Here is a 23,157-nt window from a genome sequence, read left to right as displayed (position 1 = left end):
GAGCGGTACGCCGTGCGTCGGATGCCGACACTACACCTAGTGGTCCGGCTTGCCACCAGCCACAAGGGCTTGTGTTACAGCCGTGTCGTTTTTCACCCTGTGCATGGTGAGGCAATCCTACGGACGACCACCGACACGGGCCGCTGGCCAGGGCGTTCGCGGCGAACGGGGGACCCGCTCGAGGCGCCGTCCCCAGGGTCTCGGCGCGTCGTCCACACGCCGTCCACAGCAGTCCCCGCGGGGCCGCGCAGCCGCCCACACTCCGTCCACAGGGCTCAACACCGACACCGGCGCGCACCATCCCCGGGCCGCCCGCGGGACGGTGCCGGATTCACCCGCCGGTCCCGCGGGTCAGGCGATGCGCAGGTGCCCCGCAGCGGCCGGCTGGGCGTGCGGGGCCGGTGACTGGCCCTCGCGGGCGGCGCGGGCCGCCTCGAGCACGTCCGTGATCTGGTCGCCGATCAGCTCGTGCCGCTCCAGCAGCGCGTCGCGCAGCGCCTCGACCAGGTCGCGGTTGCCGGCCAGCAGGCGGCGGACCGTGCTGCGGGCTTCGTCGAGCACCTGCTCCAGCCGGTCCCGGGCCCGCGAGTCGGCCAGCACCGCCTCGACGACGTCCTTGCCGGTGGCGGCCAGCGACACCAGCGACCCCGTCATGCCGGCGGCGCCGACCATCTGGGCGGCGGTGCGCGTCGCGGCCGCCAGGTCGGAGGCCGGCCCCGTCGTGGTGCCGCCGAAGAAGAGCTCCTCCGCCACCCAGCCGCCCATCGCGATCTGCACCAGGGCGGACAGGTCGTCGTGCGACTGCGTGTAGACCTCCTCGCAGTCGTCGTGCGCGAGCATGCCGAGCGCGGCGCCGCGCTTGACGATGGTCAGCACCTCGAGGTTGCGACGGGGCGCCACCAGCCAGGCGGTGACGGCGTGCCCCGCCTCGTGGGTGGCGATCAGCTGCTGCTCGGCCGGCGTGTACGTCACGGGGTGGCCGATGCCCACCAGCTCGGTGATGCGGGCGTGCTCCACGTCGGCGAAGCTCATCGTCTCGGCACCCCGGCGCAGGGCGTTGACCAGGGCCTCGTCCAGCAGGTGCTCCACCATCACCGGCGTCCACCCGTTGGTGGCGGCCGCGACGCGGTCCCGCAGCGTCGGGTCGTCCAGCTCGGGCTCGTGAGCCCGACGGGCGAGGAAGTGGTCGACGAGGGCCCGGCGGCCGTGCGCGTCGGGCGTCGGGAAGGTCAGCCGGCGGTCGAAGCGACCGGGGCGCAGCAGGGCCGGGTCGAGCGAGTCGGCGCGGTTGGTGGCGGCGATCAGCAGGATGGGCGCCCGACGAGGCCGACGACGGCGCAGCCGCCGGTCCGACGGCAGCAGCAGGTTCACCGCGTCGAGCAGCCGGCCCATCAGGCGCTCGCCGCCCACCGGCTCGTCGAACGACTGCATCTGCACCAGCAGCTCGTTGACCACGCCGCCGGTGCCCTCGCTGATGATCGCGTGGCGGACGGTGCCGCCTGCTCCTGGCAGCGTGCCGGGCAGCGTGCCGGACTGCTCCGTCGCCACCGACCCGAACAGGCCACCCCGGCGCATCGCGATCGCGTCGATCTCCTCGATGAACCCGATCGCACCGCCCTCGGTGCGGGCCGCCTTGCGCAGCGCCCGGAAGTACGAGCGGATCTTGCGCGCCGTGGCGCCGTAGTACATCGACTGGAAGCTGGTCGCCGAGACGAACAGGAACGGCACCCCTGCCTCGGCGGCCATCGCCTTGGCCGTCATCGTCTTGCCCGTTCCCGGAGGGCCCTCGAACAGCAGGCCGCGCCGCGGCGTGCCGCCCATCTGGTCGGCGAACCGCCGGTGCGTCCAGAACAGGTCGATGGACCGGCGCACGTCCTCGATGATCGGGTCGATGCCGATCACGTCGTCCAGCGTCACGTCCACCTGCTCCGGCCGGTAGACGACGTGCGGCGACCGGCTGGCGCCCACCTGCGTGCCGACCACCATGAGGATCAGCACGACGAAGAACAGCACCGGCACCATCACCAGCGGGTCGAGGTGCGGCATCGGCGGCAGCACCGGGGCGCCGGCCAGCGACCGGAGCACCACCCACAGCTCCACGGCGGCCAGCGCGACGGTCAGCCGCAGCAGCCGCCGGCGCCGCATCCGCTCCCTGTCGAGCGCGACGTCGTGCAGCGCGGGCCGACGGGGTACCGGTGCGGGCACGGCCTCGGAGGCGGTCTCGAGCACGGTCTGGGGCGCGATCTCGGACACGGTGGGCCCTTTCCTCGAGCCGCACCTCGATGGGCGTGCGACGACGACGGGGTGGCGAACCACCATGGTCGAACGGGCTCGGGATTCCGACAACTCGGACATTGGCCTACATGTTTCCCGCTGTACGCCCGGTGTACGTGCACCGGGCGTACGCGAGCAGAAGAGCAGGTCGGACAACGCGCTCCGGGCGGTGCGAGCGCGTCACGCAGCCAGCACGATCGGTCCGGCCAGTGGTCGGCGGGCTGACGCCCTGAGCGGCTGGACGGCGGGCGCAGTGGGCGGACGGACGACGGGCGTGGTGCAGCCAGCAGGGCACGTGGGCCAGCCGCAGGGCGCGCGAGGGCAGCCGCAGCGCGCCTGGGGGCAGCCGCAGTTGCTGCTGCCGGCGGCGGTGCTCGGAACTAGCTGCGGCGAGAGGAGCTCGGGCCGGCGAGGAGCTGGCGCGGGACCCAGCGGGGGGTGCGGCGGGGCTCGGTCTCGGTGGTGAACGGCGGGCGGCGGTCGGCGACCACGTTGCCCGTCGGGTCGGCGGTGAAGATACGGCGGCCCGGGTTCAGCAGGGTGCGGAGGAACTCGACCTGCCGGCGCGAGGCCTCCAGCTCCTCCTCGAGCTCGAGGATGCGCTTGATGCCGGCCAGGTTGACGCCCTCGTCGTGCGAGAGCCGCTGCACCTCGCGCAGCATCGTGATGTCCCGGCGGGAGTAGCGGCGGCCGCGGCCGGTGGTGCGGCCCGGCTGGACCAGGCCCAGGCGGTCGTACTGGCGCAGGGTCTGGGGGTGCATGCCGGCCAATCGCGCCGCGACGGAGATCACGAACACCTTGGCGTCGTCGTCCACACCCCTCACCTCCTCACGTCCGCTCCCCGCGTCCGGGCCTACGTTCGCGCCTGAGCCATCAGGTCGGCCCGCACGTCCTGGTCCGCCGTCGCCTTGGCGAATGCCTCGACGGCCTCCTTGGCAGCACCCGAGAGTCGCTGCGGCACCGCGACCTGAACGGTGACCAGCAGGTCGCCCGTGGCCTTGGCGGTGTGGATGCCCTTGCCCTTGACGCGCAGGGTGCGGCCCGACGGGGTGCCGGCCGGCACCTTGACCCGGACGGTGGAGCCGTCGAGCGTCGGCACCTCGACCGTCGCGCCCAGCGCCGCCTCGTCGAACGAGACCGGCACGGTCACGCGAAGGTTGTCGCCCTCCGCGGAGAACACCGGGTGCGGCGTCACCGAGACGGTGATGACCAGGTCGCCCGGCTCGGCGCCGCGCTCACCCGGTCGGCCCTTGCCGCGCAGCCGGATCTTCTGGCCGTCGCGCACCCCTGCCGGGATGCGGGCTGTGACCGTGCGGCCCTCGACGGACAGCGACACCGTCGAGCCCTCGGCTGCCGTACGGAACGGCAGCGTGGTGGTGGCCGTCAGGTCGATGCCCGGCTGCGGCCCGCGCTGCTGGGTGAACCCACCACCGCCACCGCCGAAGAGCCCACCGAGGATGTCCTCGAAGCCGCCGCCACCACCGGTGGAGTAGCGGACGCGGGTGCCGCCCTGGCCGCCGGCGCCGAACATGCCGCCGAACAGGTCCTCGAACCCGGCGGCGCCGCCACGGGCACCGCCGGGCGCGGTGAACCGGGCACCGCCGGCCATCGCGCGCAGCTGGTCGTACTGCTGACGCTGCTCGGTGTCCGAGAGGACGGCGTACGCCTCGCCGATGTCCTTGAACTTGGCCTCGGCGGTGGCGTCCCCCGGGTTGTGGTCCGGGTGCAGCTGCCGCGCAAGCTTGCGGTAGGCCTTCTTGATGGTCGCGGCGTCGGCGTCCTTGGGGACACCGAGCACGGCGTAGAAGTCCTTCTCGAGCCAGTCCTGGCCGGTCACGGTGCCTCCCTCCTCGTCGTCGTCGCGCCTGCGTGCATGCCGGTGCGCAGCAGGATTGTCAGGCCTCCGGCTCCACCACGGCCACGCGCGCCGCGCGCAGCACCCGGTCGGCCGTGCGGTAGCCCGGCTGGAGCACCATCTGCACGGTCGGGGCGGACACCTCCGCCGAGTGCGCATGCATCAGCGCCTCGTGGACGTTCGGGTCGAACGTCTCGCCGGCCTCGCCGTACCGCTCGATGCCGAACCGCTGCAGGGTCGACTCCAGCTTCTCGGCGATCGAGGCGAACGGGCCGGTGAGGTCGCCGTGCTGGCGCGCCAGCTCCACGTCGTCCAGCACCGGGATCAGCGCCTCGGCGAGCGCCGCGACGCCCTGCCCGTGCGCGGCCAGGACCTCGGCCTTGGACCGCTTGACGTAGGCGGAGTAGCGCTGGTCGAGGTTGTAGTAGTCCGCCTGCGCGCGCTGCAGCTCCTCGAACCGCTCGGCGGCCAGTCGCTCCGCCTCCTCCAGGGTCTCGGCGGCCAGCTGGTGGCTCGCGTCCGCGACGGCCTGCTCGGCGGCACCGAGCACGGCCTCGTCGGGCGTCGGGCCCTGGCCGGCAGAGCCCGACGAGGCGCCGGGCTGACGCACCTCGAACGTCTCGGGGTCGATCCGACGCTTGTCGGTGAACCGAGGGGCGCCCTCGCCCGTGCTGTCGTGGGCAGCCATCACTTGGTGCTGTCCTCGTCGTCGACGATCTCGGCGTCCACCACGTCCTCGTCGGAGGACGACGTGCCGGCCGAGCCCGCCCCGGCGCCGGCAGCACCGGAGGCCGCAGCCTGCTCGGCGGCGCCCTGGTTGGCGTACACCGCCTCACCGATCTTCTGGCCGGCGGCCAGCAGGGCGGAGTGCGCGGTCTTCACCGCGTCGAGGTCGGTGCCGTCGAGCGCCTTGCGCACGTCGGCCACGGCCGTCTCCACCTGCGTCTTGACGTCGTCGGACAGCTTGTCCGCGTTGTCCTTGAGCAGCTTCTCCGTGGAGTAGGCGAGCTGCTCGGCGGAGTTGCGGGTCTCGGCCTCCTCGCGGCGGCGCTTGTCCTCCGCGGCGTGCGCCTCGGCGTCCTTGACCATGCGGTCGATGTCCTCCTTGGGGAGGGCCGAGCCGCCGGTGATCGTCATCGACTGCTCCTTGCCCGTGCCGCGGTCCTTGGCGGACACGTGCACGATGCCGTTCGCGTCGATGTCGAAGGTCACCTCGATCTGCGGGATGCCGCGCGGGGCCGGCGCGATGCCGGTCAGCTCGAAGGTGCCGAGCGGCTTGTTGTCCCGGGCGAACTCGCGCTCGCCCTGGAACACCTGGATCAGCACCGACGGCTGGTTGTCCTCCGCCGTCGAGAAGATCTCGGACCGCTTGGTGGGGATGGCCGTGTTGCGCTCGATCAGCTTGGTCATCACGCCGCCCTTGGTCTCGATGCCGAGGCTCAGCGGGGTGACGTCGATGAGCAGGACGTCCTTACGGTCGCCCTTGATGACACCGGCCTGCAGCGCGGCGCCGACGGCCACGACCTCGTCCGGGTTGACGCCCTTGTTGGGCTCCTTGCCGCCGGTGAGCTGCGTGACCACCTCGGTGACCGCGGGCATGCGGGTGGAGCCGCCGACGAGCACCACGTGGTCGATGTCGCCGACCTTGATGCCGGCGTCGCGGATGACGTCGTTGAACGGCTTCTTGGTGCGGTCCAGCAGGTCCTGCGTCATCTGCTGGAACTGCGCGCGGGTGAGCTTGGTGTCCAGGTGCACCGGACCGTTCTCGCTCATCGAGAGGTACTGCAGCGAGATGTTGGTGCTGGTCGCGGACGACAGCTCCTTCTTGGCCTGCTCGGACGCCTCGCGGAGGCGCTGCAGCGCGATCTTGTCCTTGCCGAGGTCCACACCGGTGGTGTTCTTCACCTCGGTGACCAGGTGCTCGACGATCCGGTTGTCCCAGTCGTCACCGCCCAGGTGGTTGTCGCCGGAGGTGGCGCGGACCTCGATCGTGGAGAAGCCGTCGTCGTCCTTGCCGACCTCCAGCAGGGACACGTCGAACGTGCCACCGCCCAGGTCGAAGACGAGGATCAGCTCGTCCTCCTTGCCGCGCTCCAGGCCGTAGGCCAGGGCGGCGGCGGTGGGCTCGTTGATGATGCGCAGCACGTTGAGGCCGGCGATGGTGCCGGCGTCCTTGGTGGCCTGCCGCTGGGCGTCGTTGAAGTATGCCGGGACGGTGATGACCGCGTCCGTGATGGTCTCGCCGAGGTAGGCCTCGGCGTCGCGCTTGAGCTTGCCCAGGATCCGGGCGCTGATCTCCTGCGGCGTGTACTTCTTGTCGTCGATCGCCACGCTCCAGTCGGTGCCCATGTGGCGCTTGACGGAGGTGATGGTGCGGTCGACGTTGGTGACGGCCTGGCGCTTGGCGATCTCGCCCACCAGGACCTCACCGGTCTTGGAGAACGCCACGACGGACGGCGTCGTGCGCGACCCCTCCGCGTTGGCGATGACCGTGGGCTCGCCGCCTTCCAGCGTCGCGACCACCGAGTTGGTGGTGCCGAGGTCGATGCCGACTGCTCGTGCCATGTCTGTGTGCCTTCCTTGCCTTGCCGGATGCTGCCGGGATGCCGTGATGGAGCCGAAGTCTTGAGTCGAACCGGCTCAAGTCTGCGGCGGCCGTCCTCGTCGTGCAAGCCCGGTCGGGTCAACTTGAGTCTGATGGGCTCAACTCTCGGGAGGCGTTCGGTGTTCCCGGATCCCGGCGGCTCCGGTCACGCCCGGCGGTACTCCTCGTCGCTCACGTGCTCGAGCCACGTGACCACCTGGCCGTCGTCGTCCGCCTCCTGCACGGCGACGTGCGCCATGAACCGCTCGGCCGTCGCCCCGTGCCAGTGCTCCTCGCCCGGCTCGATGTACACGACGTCGCCCGGGCGGATCTCCTGGACCTGGCCGTCCCGGGTGCCGACCCAGCCGATCCCGTCGGTGACGTAGAGCGTCTGACCCTTGGGGTGGCGGTGCCAGGCGGTCCGGGCCCCCGGCGCGAACCGGACGTGCGTCGCGCCGACGGCCGACTGCTCGTCGGGGTTGCGGATGGCCTCCATGAAGACGGTGCCGGTGAACCAGTCCGCGGGACCGGCGCCCGTCGAGCCGCCGCTGCGGGTGAACCTCATGCTGCCCGTCCTTTCGGTTGGTGGGTGCGGCCGTCGTCGGCGGCTCAGACCGTGAGCAGCACCTTGATGGCGCGCCGCTCGTCCATCGCCCGGTAGCCCTCGGCCGCCTGCTCGATCGGCAGGGTCACGTCGAACACCGCCCCCGGGTCGATGGTGCGGTCCCAGATGAGCCGGATGAGCTCGGGCAGGAACCGGCGCACGGGCGCCGGGCCGCCGTGCAGGTGCACGCCGGACATGAACAGCTGCTGGCCGGGCAGCGAGACGTCGTGCGAGACGCCGACGTAGCCGACGTGCCCACCGGCCCGGGTGGACCGGATCGCCTGCATCATCGACTCCTGGGTGCCGACCGCCTCGATGGTGCTGTGCGCCCCGAGGCCACCGGTGAGCTCCTTGATGCGCGCCACCCCGGCGTCACCGCGCTCCTCGACGATGTCGGTGGCGCCGAACCGCCGGGCCAGCTCCTGCCGGTCGGCGTGCTGGGACATCGCGATGATCCGGTCGGCGCCCAGCTGCTTGGCGGCCAGCACGCCCAGCAGGCCGACGGCCCCGTCACCGACCACCGCCACGGTCTTCCCCGGACCGACCTCGGCCGCGACGGCGGCGAACCAGCCGGTGCCCAGCACGTCCGACGCTGCGAGCAGGGAGGGGATCAGGTCGGGCGTCGGCTGGCCGGGGGTGGCCACCAGGGTGCCGTCCGCGTTCGGGATCCGCGCGTAGTCGGCCTGCGCGCCCGGCACGGCACCGGGGCCGCGGTGCACGCAGTGCGTCTGGTAGCCGGACCGGCAGATCTCGCACGTGTTGTCCGAGGAGAAGAACGAGCCGACGACGAAGTCCCCGACCTTGACGTTCGTGACGGCGGACCCGACCTCCTCCACCGTGCCGACGTACTCGTGACCCATCGCCTGGTGGTCGACCTTGTCGATGCCGCGGTACGGCCACAGGTCCGACCCGCAGATGCAGGTGGCGGCGAGCTTGATGATCGCGTCGGTCGACTCGACGATCGTCGGCCGCTCGGTCTGGTCGACCCGGACGTCGCCGGGGGCGTACATGACGACAGCGCGCATGCTGCTGGAACCTCTCTCTCGGGTGCTCTTCGGTGCGGTGTCAGACCGTGAGCGTGTCGCCGGCACCGAGGCGGCGGTACTCCGCTACACCCGCGGTGACCTGCGGGATCACGCGGTCGACGAGTCCCAGGCCGGCGTCGCTGAGGATCGCGTCGTGGATCGGCACGGCGATGCGCGGCGCGACGGACTGCAGGTAGTCGGCGGCCTCGCTGAGCTTCATCCAGGGCGCGCTGACCGGCAGCAGCAGCACCTCGACGTGCACCCCGGCGGGCGGCGGGGTGAACGAGTCGCCTGGGTGCAGCACGACGCCGTCCACCAGGTAGGCCGCGTTGGCGACCACGGGGATGGACGGGTGGATCACCGCGTGCCGGTTGCCCACGGCCTCGACCGCGAACCCCGCCGCGGTGAACGTGTCACCCTCGGTGACGGCGTGCAGGCGGTCGGCCGGTGCGCCGGCGGCGACCAGCTGGTCCACCACCACGCCGGGGGCCCACACCTGCAGGTCGGGTGCGGCCGCGAGCGCCGCCGCCAGCCTGTCCGGCACCACGTGGTCGACGTGCTCGTGGGTGACCAGCACCGCGCCGGCGCCCTCGAGCGCGGCGGGGTCGCTGAACGCGCCCGGGTCGAGGACCAGCACGTGCCCGTCCTTCTCGAGGCGGATGCAGGCGTGGCCGTGCTTGCTGATGGTCGTGGACATCGTTCTCCCCTTCACGGCGCTCCGTGGTGAGCGCCGCCGGCCATTGTCGGCCGATCGCGGCGCCGCCGCAGCGGAGGATGCGGCCGCGCCGTCAGTCGGCCGGACCACGACGAGCGGACCCTCAGCCGCCGTCGGCACCTCGAAGCCGTCGAGGTAGGCGCGGGCCAGGTCGGGCGGCACCGTGACGTCGTGCGGACCGGCGCCCGCGCGGTCGGTGAGCCGGGCCAGGACCTCCGTCTCCGGCGTGGCCAGGTAGTGGGTCACGGGCGTGACGGCGAGGGGCGCGACCAGCGCGCGGTAGGCGTCGCGGGACGCGCGGGACCAGAACGACGTGTCGACGACGACGTCTCGACCCTGCCCGACCAGGCGGACCAGCCGCTCCTGGATCACCGCGTGGACCTGGGCGGCGGCCGCCGCGGACAACGGGTGATCCCGGTGGCCCAGCCGCCAGGCCTCCTCGTCGAACGAGAGCCGCACGTAACCCGACTCCTCGAGCCTGCGGGCGTGCGTGGTCTTGCCGGAGCCGGCCGGCCCGCACGTCAGCACCACGCGCGCACGCCCGCCCGGCGTCGGCACTGCGGCGCGCGTCATGTCATCTCCTGACGTCGTGGATCCATCCTGGGTTTGATGCTCCCCAACTTGTCGACGTACTGTTGGCATGTTGCCGACACGTCGTCGGCAAGATCCCGTCGTCAAGGAGCCTGATGTTCCTCGCTCTGCGCGCACTGGCCTTCCAACGCAGCCGCTTCCTCCTGGTCGGCCTGGTGATCGGCCTCCTCGCGCTGCTCACCGTGATGCTGTCCGGCCTGTCCAGCGGCCTGGTGAACGACGGCGTGTCCGGCCTGAAGAACCTGCCGGTGACCGCGATGGCGTTCTCGGCCGGCACCAAGACCGACAACGCGTTCTCGCAGTCGGTGGTCGACGAGAAGCAGCGTGCGGCGTGGGCGGGCCGCCCGCACGTCGCCGATGCGCAGCTGCTGGGCGTGTCCATCGTCAACACGCGCAAGGCCGACGCCACGCCGGTGGACCTGACGCTGTTCGGCGTCGCGCCGGACTCGTTCCTGGCCCCGAAGGTGGACGGCCGCCCCGCGCTGACCGACCCGGGTGACGTGGTCCTCTCGGCCACCGCCCGCAAGACCGGCGTCCGCGTCGGCGACCTGCTCACCCTGGACCGGGTCGGCACCACGCTGCGAGTGGTCGGGTTCACCGCGCAGCAGGACACCTTCGGTCACGTCGACGTCGGTTATCTGCCCTTGCGCACGTGGCAGTACATCGCCTCGGGACGGTCCGCACCCGGCGCCCCGACGGCCGCCGCGATCGCCGCGGACGCCCTGGACACCGCGAGCGTCGTCGCACTGCGCAGCGACGCCGGGTCGACGCTGGCCGCGTCGGGCATCGACGTCGCAGCCGGTGACCAGGCGGCCGACACCACCACCCGCTCGCTGCAGGCCACCTTCGCCAGCTCCCCCGGCTACACGGCGGAGACGACGACGATCAGCATGATCACCGCTTTCCTCTACGTGATCGCCGCCCTGGTGATCGGGGCGTTCTTCACCGTGTGGACGGTGCAGCGGCAGCACGAGCTGGCGGTGCTGCGCGCCGTCGGCGCCCCCACCGGGTTCCTGCTGCGGGACGGGCTGACCCAGGCCGCCGTGCTGCTGGTGACGTTCACCGCCGTCGGCGCCGGGCTGGGACTGGGCCTCGGCGCCCTGATCCCGGACGGCGTGCCCTTCGCCCTCGAGGCGGCACCCGTCGCCGGCGCGGCCGCCCTGATGATCACGCTGGGCCTGGTCGGCGCGGGCCTGGCCGTGCTCCGCATCGCCCGGATCGACCCCCTCACCGCGCTCGGAGGCCAGCGATGACCACGTCCACCCTCCCCACCCCGCCGGCGGACGCCACCGACGCGTCCCGCACCGGCCTGGTCATGTCCGGCGTCAGCCTCGAGCTCGGCGACGGTGACCGGACCGTGCGCGCGCTGGACTCCGTCGACCTCGTCGTGCGGCCGGGCGAGCTGGTCGCCGTCGTCGGCCCGTCCGGCGCGGGCAAGTCGAGCCTGCTGGCCGTCGCCGGGGCGCTGACCAGCCCGACGTCCGGCACAGCGACCGTGCACGGGCACGACCTCGCCTCGCTGAGCTCCCGACGCCGAGCGCGCTTCCGCCTGGAGGAGATCGGGTTCGTGTTCCAGTCCGGCAACCTGGTGCCGGCGCTCACGGTCTCCGACCAGCTGCGGCTGGTGCACCGGCTGCGCGGCGGAGACGGCCCCTTCGACGTCACCGCCGCCCTGGACGAGGTGGGCATGGCGCACAAGGCGGACCGCCGCCCGCACGAGCTGTCCGGCGGCGAGCGTCAGCGCGTCGGCATCGCCCGGGCGCTGGCCACGCACCCGTCGTTGCTGCTGGTCGACGAGCCGACCTCAGCCCTGGACCGGGCCCGGAGCCAGGACGTGGTGGCGCTGCTGCGCGAGCGGACCGAGGGCGCGTCGGTGGCGACCGTGATGGTCACCCACGACCACGACGTGCTGCACCACTGCCACCGGGTGCTGAGCATGGAGGACGGGCGGCTGCTGCCGGCGTGACACCCGGGCGGCGTGGTGCGCTCGCGCAGCCTGGCGCGCCCGCGCACGCCGCGTGCCAGGTGCGAGCGGGTCAGCGCACCTCGAGGCCGTCGCCCGTCCAGCGAATGCCGCGCAGGTCGGCGACCTCGGCGTCGGCCCGCAGGTCATCGAGCTCGCGGTCGCCGACCCGGACCACGTGCCGCACCCGCGCCGCCCTGGCGGCGCGGATCCCCGCCGGTGAGTCCTCGAGGACGATGCAGTCGGCCGCCGGCACTCCGAGGTGGGCCGCCGCCGCGAGGTAGCCCTCGGGATGCGGCTTGCCGTGGGTGACGTCGGCGCTGGTCACCAGCACCTCCGGGACGGGAAGCCCCGCGGCGACCAGGCGCGCGCGGGCCAGCACGGGCGAGCCGGAGGTGACGGTGGCCCACCGGTCGGCCGGGATCGACGCCAGCAGCGCCGCGGCACCGGGGATCACCGTGACGTCGTCCGCGTCCTCCAGCTCGAGGGCGTCGATCAGGCCCAGCGCGGCCTCGCGGCCGGCCGGCTCGACGAACTCGGCCACCGTGTCGGCTGCGCGCCTCCCGTGCACCGTCGCGAGCACCACGTCGGGGTCCAGGCCCAGCCGCTGCGCCCAGCGCGTCCACGAGCGGACCACCACCGGGTCCGAGTCGACCAGCACCCCGTCGCAGTCGAACAGCACGGCAGTGCAGGTCAGGACTGTGGTCATGGGCGGGCGCTCCTTCGGTGCGGTCCGGTTCGGTGCGGTCCGGGCAGTCGGGTGCCGGGTCACAGCACACCGCGGGCGGTGAAGATCCGGAACGCCGCGAAGCCCGGCAGGATCGGCAGCCAGAACGTGGCGACCCGGTAGAGCACCACGGCGGCCAGGGCCGAACCGGACGGAACACCCACCCCGGTCAGGGCCGCGAGCAGCACTGCCTCGACCGCGCCGACACCACCGGGCGTCGGCGCCGCGGTGGCCACCGCCCCGGCCGTCAGCGACACCAGCGCCACGGCGACGAACGGCGTGTGCACCCCGAACGCGCGCACCGACAGGTACAGGCAGACCGCGAAGCCGGCGGGCAGCAACGCGACGCCGGCCACGAGGGCGGCGAGCTTCCCGGGGTCGGTCAGCAGGGGCCGCATCGCGTCGGCGGACGCGCGGACGGCCGGCGCCACCCGCTCGCGCAGCAGCCGACGGACGTTGGGCACGGCGGCCGCGATGCCCAGCACGGCAAGCGTGCCGCCGACGGCCGCGGCGATCACCAGCGGGGACGGCAGCCGGGACAGCTCGCCGGTCAGTGCGCGCGCCGAACCGGCCCACACCGCCGCGGTCACCAGCAGCAGCAGGTGCGCGACCAGCACCGCGGCCTCCTTGGCGGCGCTGGCGGAGGCGGCGACCGGCGTCGGGAAGCCGCGCTTCTGCAGGTAGCGGATGTTGAGGCCCACCTGGCCGATACCGGGCGGGGCGAACGTCGCGACGAACGACGCGGACAGTGCGACGCCGACGGACTCGCCGAGCGGCACCCGGCCCGGCGTGCTACCCGCGAGGCCGAGCGCGGCGCCGAGGTAGGTGAGCGCCGAGGCGGCCAGCACGGCCGGCAGCCAGCGCCAGTCGGCGGTGCGCACCGTCTCCACCAGCTGCGGAAGGTCCGCCAGCTGCGGCGCCAGCGCGTACACCGCCACGGCCAGGGTGGCGCCGAGCAGCAGCGTCCGGGGCCGGAACCGTTGCACGTTCTCGAACGCCGGCCGCTCCACACCCAGGTCGTCGCTCAGGGCGCTGACCAGGGACGACCGCGCGTCCGGGTGGCCCTTGAGCGCCGCGCGGGCCGGTGCCGACCAGGCGTCGGGCACCATCCGGCCGAGCGCCGGCACCAGACGTTCGGCGCCGAGCACCCGGTGCGCCGCGGCGACGGCTCGCTCGGCGCCCACCACCACCGACGTGGTCAGCAGCAGCTCCGCGACGTCGCCTGCCAGGACGCCGGGGGTGGCCGCCGGCTCGGAGGGGCCGAGGTCGACGACGGCCACGTCCCCGTCCTCCGTCAGCAGGAAGTGGTCGAGCGTCAGCTCCCGGACGGCGACGGCGCAGTCCTGCAGGGCGGCGAGCTGTCGCCACGCGGCATCGAGCAGGTCGTCGGTCAGCCGCTCGGCTGGAAGCTCGTCGAACCGGGTGCCCACCAGGTGCTCCGTCGCCAGCAGCCCCTCGCCCTCGCGGCCCACCGCGAGCGCCAGCACCGTCGGAACCCGCACGCCGTGGCTGCCGGCGACCAGGGCCGAGGTCGCCTCGTTGGCCACCACCCGCACCGGCGAGCCGAACGGCGAGTCGTCGCCGACGCCCCGCAGCCGCAGCCGCCGCAGGCCCCGCCGCACGGCGTCCAGCCGCCACAGCTGCTCGTCCACCACCCGCACGTCCACGGGGACGTCCACTGCCGCGGCGGCCCCCGGGACGGCGACGACGACGTCCGTCCGGCCCGCGACCACCACGGGGACGGGCCCGGTGTCCGCGTCGCTGCCGCGTCGGTGCCGGACGGCGACCGGTGCCGCGGCCGTGGCGGCGTACCGCCCCGCCGCGGCCGCGACCGACCGGACGTCGCGCACGGGGAGTCCCGCGGACCCGAGCGCCAGCCGCACCCCCTCGCCGGTCAGCCGGTGCGCCGACCGCCCCAGCCCCACCAGCACCAGGGCGCCCATGCCGCCGCCCGCGCCGATCGCCAGCAGCACATCGACCACGTCGACGGTGCCGACGGCCCGCAGCAGGGCGAGCAGCACCAGCAGCACGCGGAGCACCCGCACCCACCGCGGCGCCACCGCCGACTGCGCCACGGTGACCACCGCGGCGAGCACGACGATGTCCCACGACCGCACGCCACCGCCCACGCCGGCCGTCAGGTGCTGGGTCCACGAGACCACCACGGGCACACGCCCCAGGGCGGCGAACGCCACCACGCCGAGCCCACCGCCGACCAGCACGCGCACCAGCAGCCCGAACCGCCTGCTGACCAGGGCCCACACGGGACCGGCCAGGGCCAGCACGCCGTAAGCGCCGAGTGCGAGCGTCTGCAGCACCGTGACCAGGGACGACGGCACGCCGGCCAGCGCATCGCGCAGGTCGGTCGCCGCCGCCGTGGCCGTGCGGTCGGCGAACCGGGCACCCACCACGGCCCCCACGATCACCAGCGCGAAGCTGAGGGTCATCCGGACGTCGGTCGGCGCCGCACGGACGGTGACGTCGCGGTACTCACGCTCCGGCTGCGCGCGGCCGCTCACTCACCCTCCCGGCGTCGTCCCCCCGCCGCCTGCCGACGGCCCCCGCATCATCACAGCACGCGAGCCAGTGAGGTCAGGACCTGCAGCGGGTCGTCGCCGACCGGGACCAGCACGGCGCTGGTTGCGCCGGCGTCCGCGAGCGCCGCGAGGCGTGCGGTCGGCGCAGGACGTGCGCAGGGCGGCGAGCTCGTCGCGGAACGGCAACGGCTCCAGGTGGGGGGCGGCGTCCGGCTCGCCGACCCACTGCAGCGCCGGGCGGACCGCAGCGATCGCCCCGTCGGCGTCGTCGTCGACGGCTGCGACGTTGTACGTGACCAGGCGGTGCCGGCCCGGGGCGGCGATCTGGGCGAGGGCCGTGCGGACGTACTCGGGGGTGGACGGCTCGGCCAGGATCGTCCCGTCGGCCACCCGGCCCGACACCGCCAGCGAGCGCGGGCCGCGCACGCCGAGCAGCACGTCGGGGACGACGGCGGGGACCGCGACCGGCTCCAGCGCGATGTCGCTCAGGTGCACCGACCGCGCGTCGGGGGCCGAGGTCACCTGCTCGCCGCGCAGCAGCGCGCGCACGGCGCCGACGTGCTCGGCGAGCAGGGTCAGCGGGGACGACGGCCAGGCGCCGACCGCACGCATCCAGGCCGGCATGCCGTGCCCGATGCCGATGGAGACGCGCCCCGGGAACAGCTGGGCGAGCGTCGCCGCCTCCATCGCGGCGAAGGCGGCGTTGCGCGCACCCGCCGGGAGGATGCCGACACCCACGTGGATCCGTTCCGTGGCGGCGAGCACCGCACCGGCCTGCGCGACACCGCCGCGGAACCCGAGGTCCTCGACCACCCACAGCTCGTCGAACCCGAGCTCGTCCGCGCGGCGCGCGAACGGGACGACGTCCGCGGCGCGCAGGTCGCGGCGCAGCATGACGCCGGTGGGCAGGGGGCGGGTCATCGGGGCTCCTCGTCGAGCGGTGTACGCGATCGGTCGTGCGGGTCCGCCTGCGCGGCCAGCAGGCCTGCGGGCGCTAGCGCCGGCCGGCGCCCCGAGCCTACGGACGGCGTCCGACAGGCGTGCACGGTTCGGTCTGCCGAGGGCAGATCTGCCCCCGGCAGCACCGGGCTCCCCCGGTCAGCGGCGGGGCGCACGGTGGGCACATGGACGAGACGACCTACCGACCGGGCGTCGACGACGAGCTGACCACCCGCCTGCTGCACCGGCGGATCCTGCTGCTCGGCTCGGCGCTCGACGAGACCTTGGGCAACCGACTCTGCTCGTCGCTGCTGCTGCTGGCGGCCGACGACCCCGACAAGGACATCACCCTGCTGATCAGCTCCCCCGGCGGCTCGGTGCCGGCGATGCTGGCGATCCGCGACGTGATGGACCTGATCCCCAACGACGTCGCGACGGTGGGCGTCGGCTGGGCGGCCAGCGCCGGCCAGTTCCTGCTGTCGTCGGGCACCAAGGGCAAGCGGTCCGCCCTGCGGCACAGCCGGATCCTGCTGCACCAGGGCTCGGCCGGCATCGGCGGCACGGCGGTGGACATCGAGGTGCAGGCCGACGACCTGCGGCACATGCGCGACACCGTGCTGGGACTGGTCGCCGCCGACACCGGCCAACCCCTGGACCGCATCCGGGAGGACTCGCGGCGAGACCGCTGGTTCACCGCCGAGGAGGCCCGTGAGTACGGGTTCGTCGACGGCGTGGTGGAGCGCCTCGACCAGCTGCTGCCCGGCGTGACCGGGCCGGTGGGATTCGGGGTGCGGCGATGATCGTCCCCTACGTGGTGGAGCGCCTGGCCGGCGGCGGCGAGCGCGCGCTGGACGTCTACAGCCGCCTGCTGGCGGACCGGATCGTCTACCTCGGCTCCGCGATCGACGACGACGTGGCCAACGTGGTCGTCGCCCAGCTGCTGCACCTGGAGTCGGCCCAGCCGGACATGCCGATCGATCTGTACGTGAACTCCCCCGGCGGCTCCCCGTCGGCGATGCTCGCCATCTACGACGCCATGCAGTACGTCCGCTCGCCCGTGTTCACCACGTGCGTCGGCCAGGCGTCGGCCGATGCGGCGGTCCTGGTCGCGGGGGGTGCGGCCGGCAGCCGGGCGATCCTGCGGCACGCGCGGATGGTGCTGCACCAGCCGGGCACGCAGGCCCGCGGCGACGTGCCGGACCTGATCCTGGCGGCCGACGAGATCGTGCGCGTGCGAGCCGAGCTGGAGGAGGTGCTGTCCGCGCACACCGGCAAGGACGTCGCCACGCTGCGCCGCGACACCGACCGCGAGCTGGTGCTCACCGCCGAGCAGGCGGTCGCGTACGGGCTGGCGGACCGGGTGATCGTCGGGCGGGACGTCGCCCTGCGACGGGCGGGGTAGGACGACGGACGACGACGGACACCCTGGCCGGACCGCATCGCCCGGCCGGCCGGGCGACCCGTCAGGCCGCGAGGAGCAGGACGTCTCGTTCGACGGTGTCCCGTGCGTCGACGCGGGACACCGTCGTCGACGTGGTGACGGCCCGGAGCTCGCGGACCTGCGCGATCCGAGCAGGGCCGGCGGCGACCGTCCGGCGGCGGCCGTCGGCGGCAGCGAGGTGACGCGCCACCCCCAGCGCGAGGTCGGTCAACGAGCCGCCCAGAGCCTGCGTCACGGCACCGAGCACCTCCGACGACGGCTCCTTGCGGCCCCGCTCGACCTCCGACAGGTACTGCACGGACACGCGGGCCCGCTCGGCCACGTCGGACAGCCGCAGCCCCTGGTCGGTGCGCCAGTCCCGCAGCACGCTGCCGACGGCGAGCCGCCACGGCGGCCGTCGGGTGCCGATCCGCACCACGTCGTCGGCCCCGTCCCGCTCCTGAGCACCGCCGGACCTCGTCGCCATGTCGCGACGCTAACCGCGGCGGTGCCGCGCGTCCCGTCGTTCCGCCGACAGCAGATCGCTCCCGGCGGTCCACTGCCGACGCCGACGCCGGATCGCCGCTCAGCCGGCGACGCGGGGGTGCTCCGCCTCGTACCCGGACCACCCGTGCTCGAGGAGCTCGAACCCCGCGTCGAGCATGCGGAGGCGGTCGCTGCTGGTGCCGGCGAGCGTCGCGAGCTGGAGCACGAACCGCGCGAACACCCGCACCTGGTCCTCCGGCTCCTCCTGGCCGAGCTGCTGCGCGATGGCGGCGGCGATGGCGTCCTCGTGCCGCAGCCACATGCGCTGCCCGTACTCGGCGAGCGCGGGGGTCGACTCGATCAGCTCCCAGAACTGGCGCACGCGGCGGTCGAACTCCGCGTGGCCGACGAGGTTGGCGATGAGGTCGTCACGCAGGTGGTCGTGGAACGCCTGCGTCAGGGACACCCCGGCGGGCCGGTCGGTGACCACGGCGACCAGCTCGGCACGCTGCTGGTCGTCCTCGTCGAAGACCAGCGCCTCCTTCTGCGGGAAGTGGGCCAGCACGGTGGTCGGTGAGACGTCCGCCTCGTCCGCGATCTCACGGATGGTGACGGCGTCGAAGCCGCGCTCGAAGAACAGCCGCGTCGCCGCGTCCGAGATCGCCTTGCGGGTCGCGGCCTTCTTCCGTTCCCGCCGGCCGGTGGTGCTCGGCTCCGTCATGGCGCACACCGTAGCGCTGTGGTGACAGAAGTGTGTTGACACCATTATTGGTATCGCTACAGTTTCGGCATGACATCAGCCAAGGAGCCGGGTCGACGCGCGTGGGTCATGCTCGTCCTCCTGACGATGCTGACCACCGCCGGCATGACCGTGGTCCTGCCCGTCCTGCCGTTCGTCGTCCTCCGCTACGTCTCGCACGGCCAGCTGGCGCTGTGGGTCGGCATCCTCGAGGCGGTCAACGGCCTGTGCACGTTCCTCGTCGCCCCGCTGCTCGGCGCGCTGTCCGACCGCGTCGGCCGCCGGCCGATCATCGTCGTGGCGGCCTTCGGTGCCGGGGTGGGCTACCTGCTCTTCGGCATCGGCGGGGCGCTGTGGGTGCTCGTGCTCGGTCGCATCGTGCAGGGTGCGACCGCCGGGGACCTCCCGGCCTTGTTCGCCTACCTCGCGGACATCACGCCGCCCGAGCAGCGGGCCCGCCGGTTCGGGCTGCTCGGTGCGCTGTCCGGGATCGGCACCATGGTGGGACCCGCGGTCGGCGGGCTGCTGGCCGCGGTGAACGTGGACTTCCCCGTGCTCGTCACCGCCGGGATCGCGGCCGCCATCGGGGTGATCAGCCTGGTCCTGCTGCCGGAGAGCCTCCCCGCCGAGCGGCGCACCCGGGCGGTCCGGCTGGGCGACCTGCACCCGCTCCGGGTGCTGACCGGCGCGTTCACCCGGCCGGAGCTGCGCGGCCTGCTGGTCGGCATCGTGCTGGTGACGGTGCCCTTCAGCTTCTTCGTCAACAACGTCAGCGTGCTGGCGCTCGACTCGATCGCGTGGACGGCCACCAGGATCGGCCTGCTCGTCGCCGTCGTCGGGGTCGTGGACATCGTGATCCAGGGCGGGCTGCTGGGGTTGCTGCTGCCGCGGTTCGGCGAGCGTGGCGTGCTGCTGGGCGGCGTGGTCACGCAGGCCGTCGGCATGGCCGGCCTGGCGGTGGTCGCGTCCGTGCTGGCCCAGCCGTGGCTGTTCATCCTGGGCACGCTGCTGCTCGCGGCCGGCCAGGGTGCGGCGCAGGCGACGATGGACGGGGTCGCGTCGAACACCGTCGGTCCCGACGAGCAGGGGTGGCTGGCCGGCGCGATCCAGTCGACCACCGCCGGCATCGGCGTGGTCGCGCCGCTGCTGGCCGGCGCCCTCTACACGTCGGTCAGCCACTCGGCGCCGTACGTCGTGGGGCTCGCCATGATGCTCGCGGCGGCGCTGGTGCTGGCTCGTGCGCACGTGAGCAGCCCGTCGAGACGCCGCGACGCGGAGCTCGTGGACGCCTGAGGTCGGTGCACGAGCCCGGCCGTGCGAGCCTGGACACATGAGCACCGGGGCCTGGATCGCCGTTGGCGTGGTCCTCGTCGTGCTGCTGATCGCCGTCGACCGTGCCGTGGCGGCCGGCTGGTTCGACCGTCGTCGGCCGCGTCCCCGCCCGGCGCCGCGCGAAGGGTCGGGCGTCGCCAGCGGGCTGCTGGGCGACCTGGTCGAGGTGTTCCAGCCGTCCCGCCACCACGTGACCGACGAGCAGGACCGACAGGCGCTGGACATCCGTCAGGCACCGGTCGAGGGGCCGCCTGACCTGGACTCCGGCGTGGTCGTCCTGCCAGCGGACCCGGCGAGCCGACCCATGGCGACCACCCCACCGGCCACGCCGCCCCTGGACGACGACACCCCACGCGAGCCGTCATCGTGCGACGACGGCCCCCGGTAGCCCCTCAGCCGTCGCCGCCCGCCCCCACCAGCGCAAGCAGGTCGTCCAGCATGGCCCCCTGCGCCGCCACCAGCAGCTCCCGCGCCTGGTTCACCGGCATCCACGCCAGCCGGTCGATCTCCGGGAACGACTGGATCCGTCCCGACCGCGGCGGCCACTCGAGCTCCACGGTGGCCGCCCCGACCTGACCCGTCGGCGCGTCCGCCTCGGCCGTGAACACCAGCAGCCGCTTGCCTGACGAGTACCGGTACTCCCCCAGCTCCGCGTACCCGACCTCCGGCGCCGGCACGCCGACCTCCTCGGCGAACTCGCGGCGGGCGGTGTCCAGCGGCTCCTCCCCGGGTTCGATCAGCCCCTTGGGGATCGACCACGAGTGCGTCGGCTTGCGGGCCCAGAACGGGCCGCCCATGTGCCCGGCGAACACCTCCGGCGCGGCGTCGGGGGCCGCGCGGCGGTAGAGCAGCAGTCCCGCGCTGAGCTGTGGCACGCGTCGACCGTACGACGCGGCACCGACAGGACGGCGGGTGGGCGGCGGGGCGGGAGGGCCCGCGGCAGGATGGCGCCATGAGCGAGACGCCCAACATCGAGCAGGAGACCACCACCACCTTCGGCGGACCCGTCGTCGTCGCCGTCGCGCTGCACGGCGACCAGGTGGGTGGCGGCTGGGGCCGCGCCCCGCAGGTCGCGGTGGCGACCATCGACGGTGCGACGATCCGCAGCTGGGAGGTCCACGACGTGCGGTGGGACGTCGCGCACGACGAGGGCGGCGAGGGTGCGCACCACGCCCGTGTGGTGCGGTTCCTGCGGGACAACGGCGTGCAGGTGGTGGTGACCGGCCACATGGGGCCGCCGATGCAGAACACGCTCGGCAAGCTCGGCATCCGGGTGGTGATGGGCGTGATCGGCGACCCGCGCCTCGCGGCGATCGACGCGGCCAACCCGTGAGGCCGGCCCGCCCCTGACGCCGGCCCCAGGGCCGGCGCGCCCTGATGCCGGCGGCTCGCCCACAGGGCAGCCGCGCACGCGTCAGGCGGCCGCCACCTCGCGCACCCAGCCGTCCGCCTCGCGGCGGAAGCCGACGCGGGTCAGGTAGTCCGACTCGCCGGCCGGTGCCACGAGCCGGCGGAACCCGTGCTCGGCGAACACGCCGCTGCGTCGGTACACGAACTCCCCCGGCGTGAAGTCGCGGAACCGCGGTGTCACCCAGTCGAGCTCCACGTACCCGACGCCCTCGTCGAGACGCCGCACCAGCACCACGCCCACGGTCTCGTCGCCGCGCACGACGAGGAACGCGACGCGCCCGTCGGCACCCCGCTCCGCCACGGGTGTCCCCGGCGCCGGCGCCCGGAACTGCGCGATGTCCGCGGCGTGCACGCCGAGCACGTGCTGCAGGTAGGCGTCGTCCGGCGCCACCTCCACCACCTCGTACACCGCCGAGTCGTGCCGCTCCCGCAGCAGCCGCCACAGCCAGTACACGTCGATCACGGCGATCGCCCCGTTCATCGCGGCGAACGGCCAGATGGCGAACACGGCGTTGTACACGGTCGCCACCACGGCCCCGGCCAGGTTCATCCACCGGAACCGCAGCACCCGCGCCTGCATCAACGACAGGACGACCAGCCCGGACCCGACCCACCCGATCACCTGCCACAGCACCATGCGCGCACGCTATCGGCCACGTGCACGCTCCGCGTCCGCACCAGACGAGCACATCCGCGCCGAGGTGAGCACATGCAAGTGCCCACCTGGGTGCGATGTGCTCACGTCTGACCCACGGCCTCGCACACCCCAGCAAACTGCGACCATCGGGCGCTCGGCACCGCGTCCCCACAGCCCGCGCTCCGCGCGCAGGCGTCACTGCTTCGCCGTGTGGTGACCCGAGGCATCCGCACCGGGGAGACCGTCGGGCATGCCAACGCGAGCCGGCTCCGCCTCCACCTCTCCGCCGTCGCCGCCCTGCGTGCACCTCGCACGGGACCACCTTCAGCAGGACGTCGAAGCCCGTCTCCGTGCCGACGAGTGGCGTCGTGTGCGCCGAGGTACCTACGTGAGGGCCCGGACCGCGGGCGATCTCCACGCGGTCGCTCTCGCTCAGGTCCTCGGTGTGCATCACCAGCTCCGCGCGCCCCACGTCTTCGGACACGCGTCGGCGGCGCTGCTGTGGGGCCTACCTCTCTGGTCGGTCCCCTCGCAGGTCCACGTCTACCAGCGCGCCAGGCCGGGAAGCCGGCGTGACCCGACCGTCCATCGGCACCTCGGGGTCCTGGACGGGACGGCGACCACGGAGCTGGCCGGTCTGCCGGTCACCACCGTCGTCCGGACAGCGCTCGACTGCGCCCGCTCGATGGCACCGCTCGCCGGTCTCGTCACGGTGGACGGGGCGCTGCGCCGCGGCGTCGATCGCGACGAGCTTCGGGTGCTCACCGAGCAGGATCCGCGGGGTCGAGGGATGGCCCGTGCCCGGCAGGTGATCGCCCTCGCCGACCCGGGAGCCGAGTCGGTCCAGGAGTCGGCGCTGCGGTTCCTCGTGCTGGCGGGTGGGCTGCCCGAACCGGCGTCCCAGGTGCCGGTCGACACCCGGCTCGGCACGTTCTGGGCCGACCTTGGCTGGGAGCTCTGGCGGGTGCTGCTCGAGTACGACGGTCGACCGAAGTACACGGACACCGAGGCGCTGGTCCTGGAGAAGAGGAGGCACGACGCGATCGTCGAAGCCGGCTGGCGGGTGCTCCGCGTCACCAAAGAAGACCTCCGCACTCCGCAGTTGCTCCTCACGCGCGTGCGCCGGCTGCTCCCCGCGGACGTCCCACTGGTCCGCCGGCCCCACCTGCGCGCCCGCTGACTGCAGGTGCGGCCGTGGTCGCTCCGGGTCCCATGAGATGAGCACAACAACCCCGACATGAGCACGTAGAAGTGCTCCCTCGGGTGCAAAGTGCTCGTCTCGCGGCCGCGTGCGGGGCCGGGACGCCAGCCGGGTGGCC

The 23,157-nt window shown here is 73.7% G+C and carries 23 protein-coding genes; 8 read left to right on the top strand and 15 right to left on the bottom strand.

The genetic code is table 11. From position 1 onward, the window contains the following. Positions 1-351: 351 nt before the first annotated feature. The 8 genes from QMF98_RS01120 to QMF98_RS16975 all read right to left on the bottom strand — a co-directional run bounded on the left by QMF98_RS01120 (position 352) and on the right by QMF98_RS16975 (position 9,630). On the bottom strand, positions 352-2,253 hold the full coding sequence (locus QMF98_RS01120; protein WP_337974269.1) for an AAA family ATPase: 1,902 nt from the start codon (positions 2,251-2,253) through the stop codon (positions 352-354). A gap of 401 nt (positions 2,254-2,654) precedes the next feature. Further along, complete coding sequence (locus tag QMF98_RS01115) at positions 2,655-3,089, bottom strand: heat shock protein transcriptional repressor HspR (RefSeq protein ID WP_337974268.1); 435 nt, start codon at positions 3,087-3,089, stop codon at positions 2,655-2,657. A 38-nt stretch (positions 3,090-3,127) separates the two neighbouring features. Then, positions 3,128-4,111 (bottom strand): DnaJ C-terminal domain-containing protein, encoded by a 984-nt coding sequence (locus QMF98_RS01110; RefSeq protein WP_337974267.1) that lies wholly within the window; start codon positions 4,109-4,111, stop codon positions 3,128-3,130. 58 nt (positions 4,112-4,169) lie between these two features. Then, positions 4,170-4,817, bottom strand: coding sequence for a nucleotide exchange factor GrpE (locus QMF98_RS01105; protein ID WP_337974266.1), 648 nt, complete (start codon positions 4,815-4,817; stop codon positions 4,170-4,172). Further along, a complete protein-coding gene (dnaK, locus tag QMF98_RS01100) occupies positions 4,817-6,694 on the bottom strand; it encodes a molecular chaperone DnaK (protein WP_337974265.1) in 1,878 nt (625 codons plus the stop codon). The genes QMF98_RS01105 and dnaK overlap by 1 nt, the downstream gene beginning before the upstream one ends. Positions 6,695-6,879: 185 nt before the next feature. Next, entirely contained in the window at positions 6,880-7,278 is a 399-nt protein-coding gene (locus QMF98_RS01095) for a (R)-mandelonitrile lyase (protein WP_337974264.1), read from the bottom strand. Positions 7,279-7,322: 44 nt separating this feature from the next. Then, complete coding sequence (locus tag QMF98_RS01090; protein ID WP_337974263.1) at positions 7,323-8,342, bottom strand: zinc-dependent alcohol dehydrogenase family protein; 1,020 nt, start codon at positions 8,340-8,342, stop codon at positions 7,323-7,325. A gap of 40 nt (positions 8,343-8,382) precedes the next feature. Next, positions 8,383-9,630 (bottom strand): AAA family ATPase, encoded by a 1,248-nt coding sequence (locus QMF98_RS16975; RefSeq protein WP_348773388.1) that lies wholly within the window; start codon positions 9,628-9,630, stop codon positions 8,383-8,385. 113 nt (positions 9,631-9,743) lie between these two features. Between QMF98_RS16975 and QMF98_RS01075 the strand changes: the two genes are divergently transcribed. Next, positions 9,744-10,901, top strand: coding sequence for an ABC transporter permease (locus QMF98_RS01075; RefSeq protein ID WP_337974262.1), 1,158 nt, complete (start codon positions 9,744-9,746; stop codon positions 10,899-10,901). Then, entirely contained in the window at positions 10,898-11,614 is a 717-nt protein-coding gene (locus tag QMF98_RS01070) for an ABC transporter ATP-binding protein (RefSeq protein WP_337974261.1), read from the top strand. Before QMF98_RS01075 ends, QMF98_RS01070 begins: the two co-directional genes overlap by 4 nt. Positions 11,615-11,684: 70 nt before the next feature. Here QMF98_RS01070 and QMF98_RS01065 read toward each other — a convergent pair whose 3' ends face one another. From QMF98_RS01065 to QMF98_RS01055, 3 genes are read right to left on the bottom strand one after another with little or no spacing between them, the layout of a single operon-like run. Beyond that, positions 11,685-12,320 (bottom strand): HAD-IA family hydrolase, encoded by a 636-nt coding sequence (locus tag QMF98_RS01065; RefSeq protein ID WP_337974260.1) that lies wholly within the window; start codon positions 12,318-12,320, stop codon positions 11,685-11,687. Between the two features lie 59 nt (positions 12,321-12,379). Continuing rightward, positions 12,380-14,857: a lysylphosphatidylglycerol synthase transmembrane domain-containing protein gene (locus QMF98_RS01060; RefSeq protein ID WP_337974259.1), complete on the bottom strand. Its 2,478-nt coding sequence runs from the start codon at positions 14,855-14,857 to the stop codon at positions 12,380-12,382. Beyond that, positions 14,858-15,796 carry an LLM class flavin-dependent oxidoreductase gene (locus tag QMF98_RS01055; RefSeq protein ID WP_337974258.1) on the bottom strand — a complete coding sequence of 313 codons (939 nt, stop codon included), beginning with the start codon at positions 15,794-15,796 and terminating at the stop codon, positions 14,858-14,860. A 203-nt stretch (positions 15,797-15,999) separates the two neighbouring features. Between QMF98_RS01055 and QMF98_RS01050 the strand changes: the two genes are divergently transcribed. Continuing rightward, positions 16,000-16,614, top strand: a complete 615-nt coding sequence (locus tag QMF98_RS01050; protein ID WP_337974257.1) for a ClpP family protease — start codon at positions 16,000-16,002, stop codon at positions 16,612-16,614. After that, a complete protein-coding gene (locus QMF98_RS01045; protein WP_337974256.1) occupies positions 16,611-17,216 on the top strand; it encodes a ClpP family protease in 606 nt (201 codons plus the stop codon). Before QMF98_RS01050 ends, QMF98_RS01045 begins: the two co-directional genes overlap by 4 nt. Before the next feature lie 61 nt (positions 17,217-17,277). On the opposite strand, the gene QMF98_RS01040 is transcribed toward QMF98_RS01045, so the two are convergent. Both QMF98_RS01040 and QMF98_RS01035 read right to left on the bottom strand, forming a co-directional pair. Further along, positions 17,278-17,721, bottom strand: a complete 444-nt coding sequence (locus QMF98_RS01040; protein ID WP_337974255.1) for a helix-turn-helix domain-containing protein — start codon at positions 17,719-17,721, stop codon at positions 17,278-17,280. 99 nt (positions 17,722-17,820) lie between these two features. Then, positions 17,821-18,441, bottom strand: coding sequence for a TetR/AcrR family transcriptional regulator (locus QMF98_RS01035; protein ID WP_337974254.1), 621 nt, complete (start codon positions 18,439-18,441; stop codon positions 17,821-17,823). A 69-nt stretch (positions 18,442-18,510) separates the two neighbouring features. Here QMF98_RS01035 and QMF98_RS01030 point away from each other — a divergent pair, with 69 nt between their 5' ends. Beyond that, positions 18,511-19,752, top strand: coding sequence for an MFS transporter (locus QMF98_RS01030; RefSeq protein ID WP_337974253.1), 1,242 nt, complete (start codon positions 18,511-18,513; stop codon positions 19,750-19,752). Positions 19,753-19,789: 37 nt separating this feature from the next. Further along, positions 19,790-20,179 carry a DUF6191 domain-containing protein gene (locus QMF98_RS01025; protein ID WP_337974252.1) on the top strand — a complete coding sequence of 130 codons (390 nt, stop codon included), beginning with the start codon at positions 19,790-19,792 and terminating at the stop codon, positions 20,177-20,179. A 4-nt stretch (positions 20,180-20,183) separates the two neighbouring features. Here QMF98_RS01025 and QMF98_RS01020 read toward each other — a convergent pair whose 3' ends face one another. Beyond that, a complete protein-coding gene (locus tag QMF98_RS01020) occupies positions 20,184-20,666 on the bottom strand; it encodes an NUDIX hydrolase (protein WP_337974251.1) in 483 nt (160 codons plus the stop codon). Between the two features lie 77 nt (positions 20,667-20,743). On the opposite strand from QMF98_RS01020, the gene QMF98_RS01015 reads away from it, so the two are divergent. Then, the gene (locus QMF98_RS01015) at positions 20,744-21,124 is read left to right on the top strand and encodes a NifB/NifX family molybdenum-iron cluster-binding protein (RefSeq protein ID WP_263732032.1); all 381 of its coding nucleotides are present in this window, start codon (positions 20,744-20,746) and stop codon (positions 21,122-21,124) included. Positions 21,125-21,205: 81 nt separating this feature from the next. Here the strand turns inward: QMF98_RS01015 and QMF98_RS01010 are convergent, their stop codons facing one another. Further along, on the bottom strand, positions 21,206-21,838 hold the full coding sequence (locus QMF98_RS01010) for a hypothetical protein (protein ID WP_337974250.1): 633 nt from the start codon (positions 21,836-21,838) through the stop codon (positions 21,206-21,208). Positions 21,839-22,283: 445 nt separating this feature from the next. Between QMF98_RS01010 and QMF98_RS01005 the strand changes: the two genes are divergently transcribed. Further along, complete coding sequence (locus tag QMF98_RS01005) at positions 22,284-23,018, top strand: hypothetical protein (protein WP_337974249.1); 735 nt, start codon at positions 22,284-22,286, stop codon at positions 23,016-23,018. The last annotated feature ends 139 nt before the right edge of the window (positions 23,019-23,157 follow it).

Source organism: Cellulomonas sp. NTE-D12, assembly GCF_027923705.1.
Classification (GTDB): domain Bacteria; phylum Actinomycetota; class Actinomycetes; order Actinomycetales; family Cellulomonadaceae; genus Cellulomonas.
The sequence above is the reverse complement of the archived record's forward strand: the minus strand, read 5'-3'. Positions and strand labels throughout refer to the sequence as shown.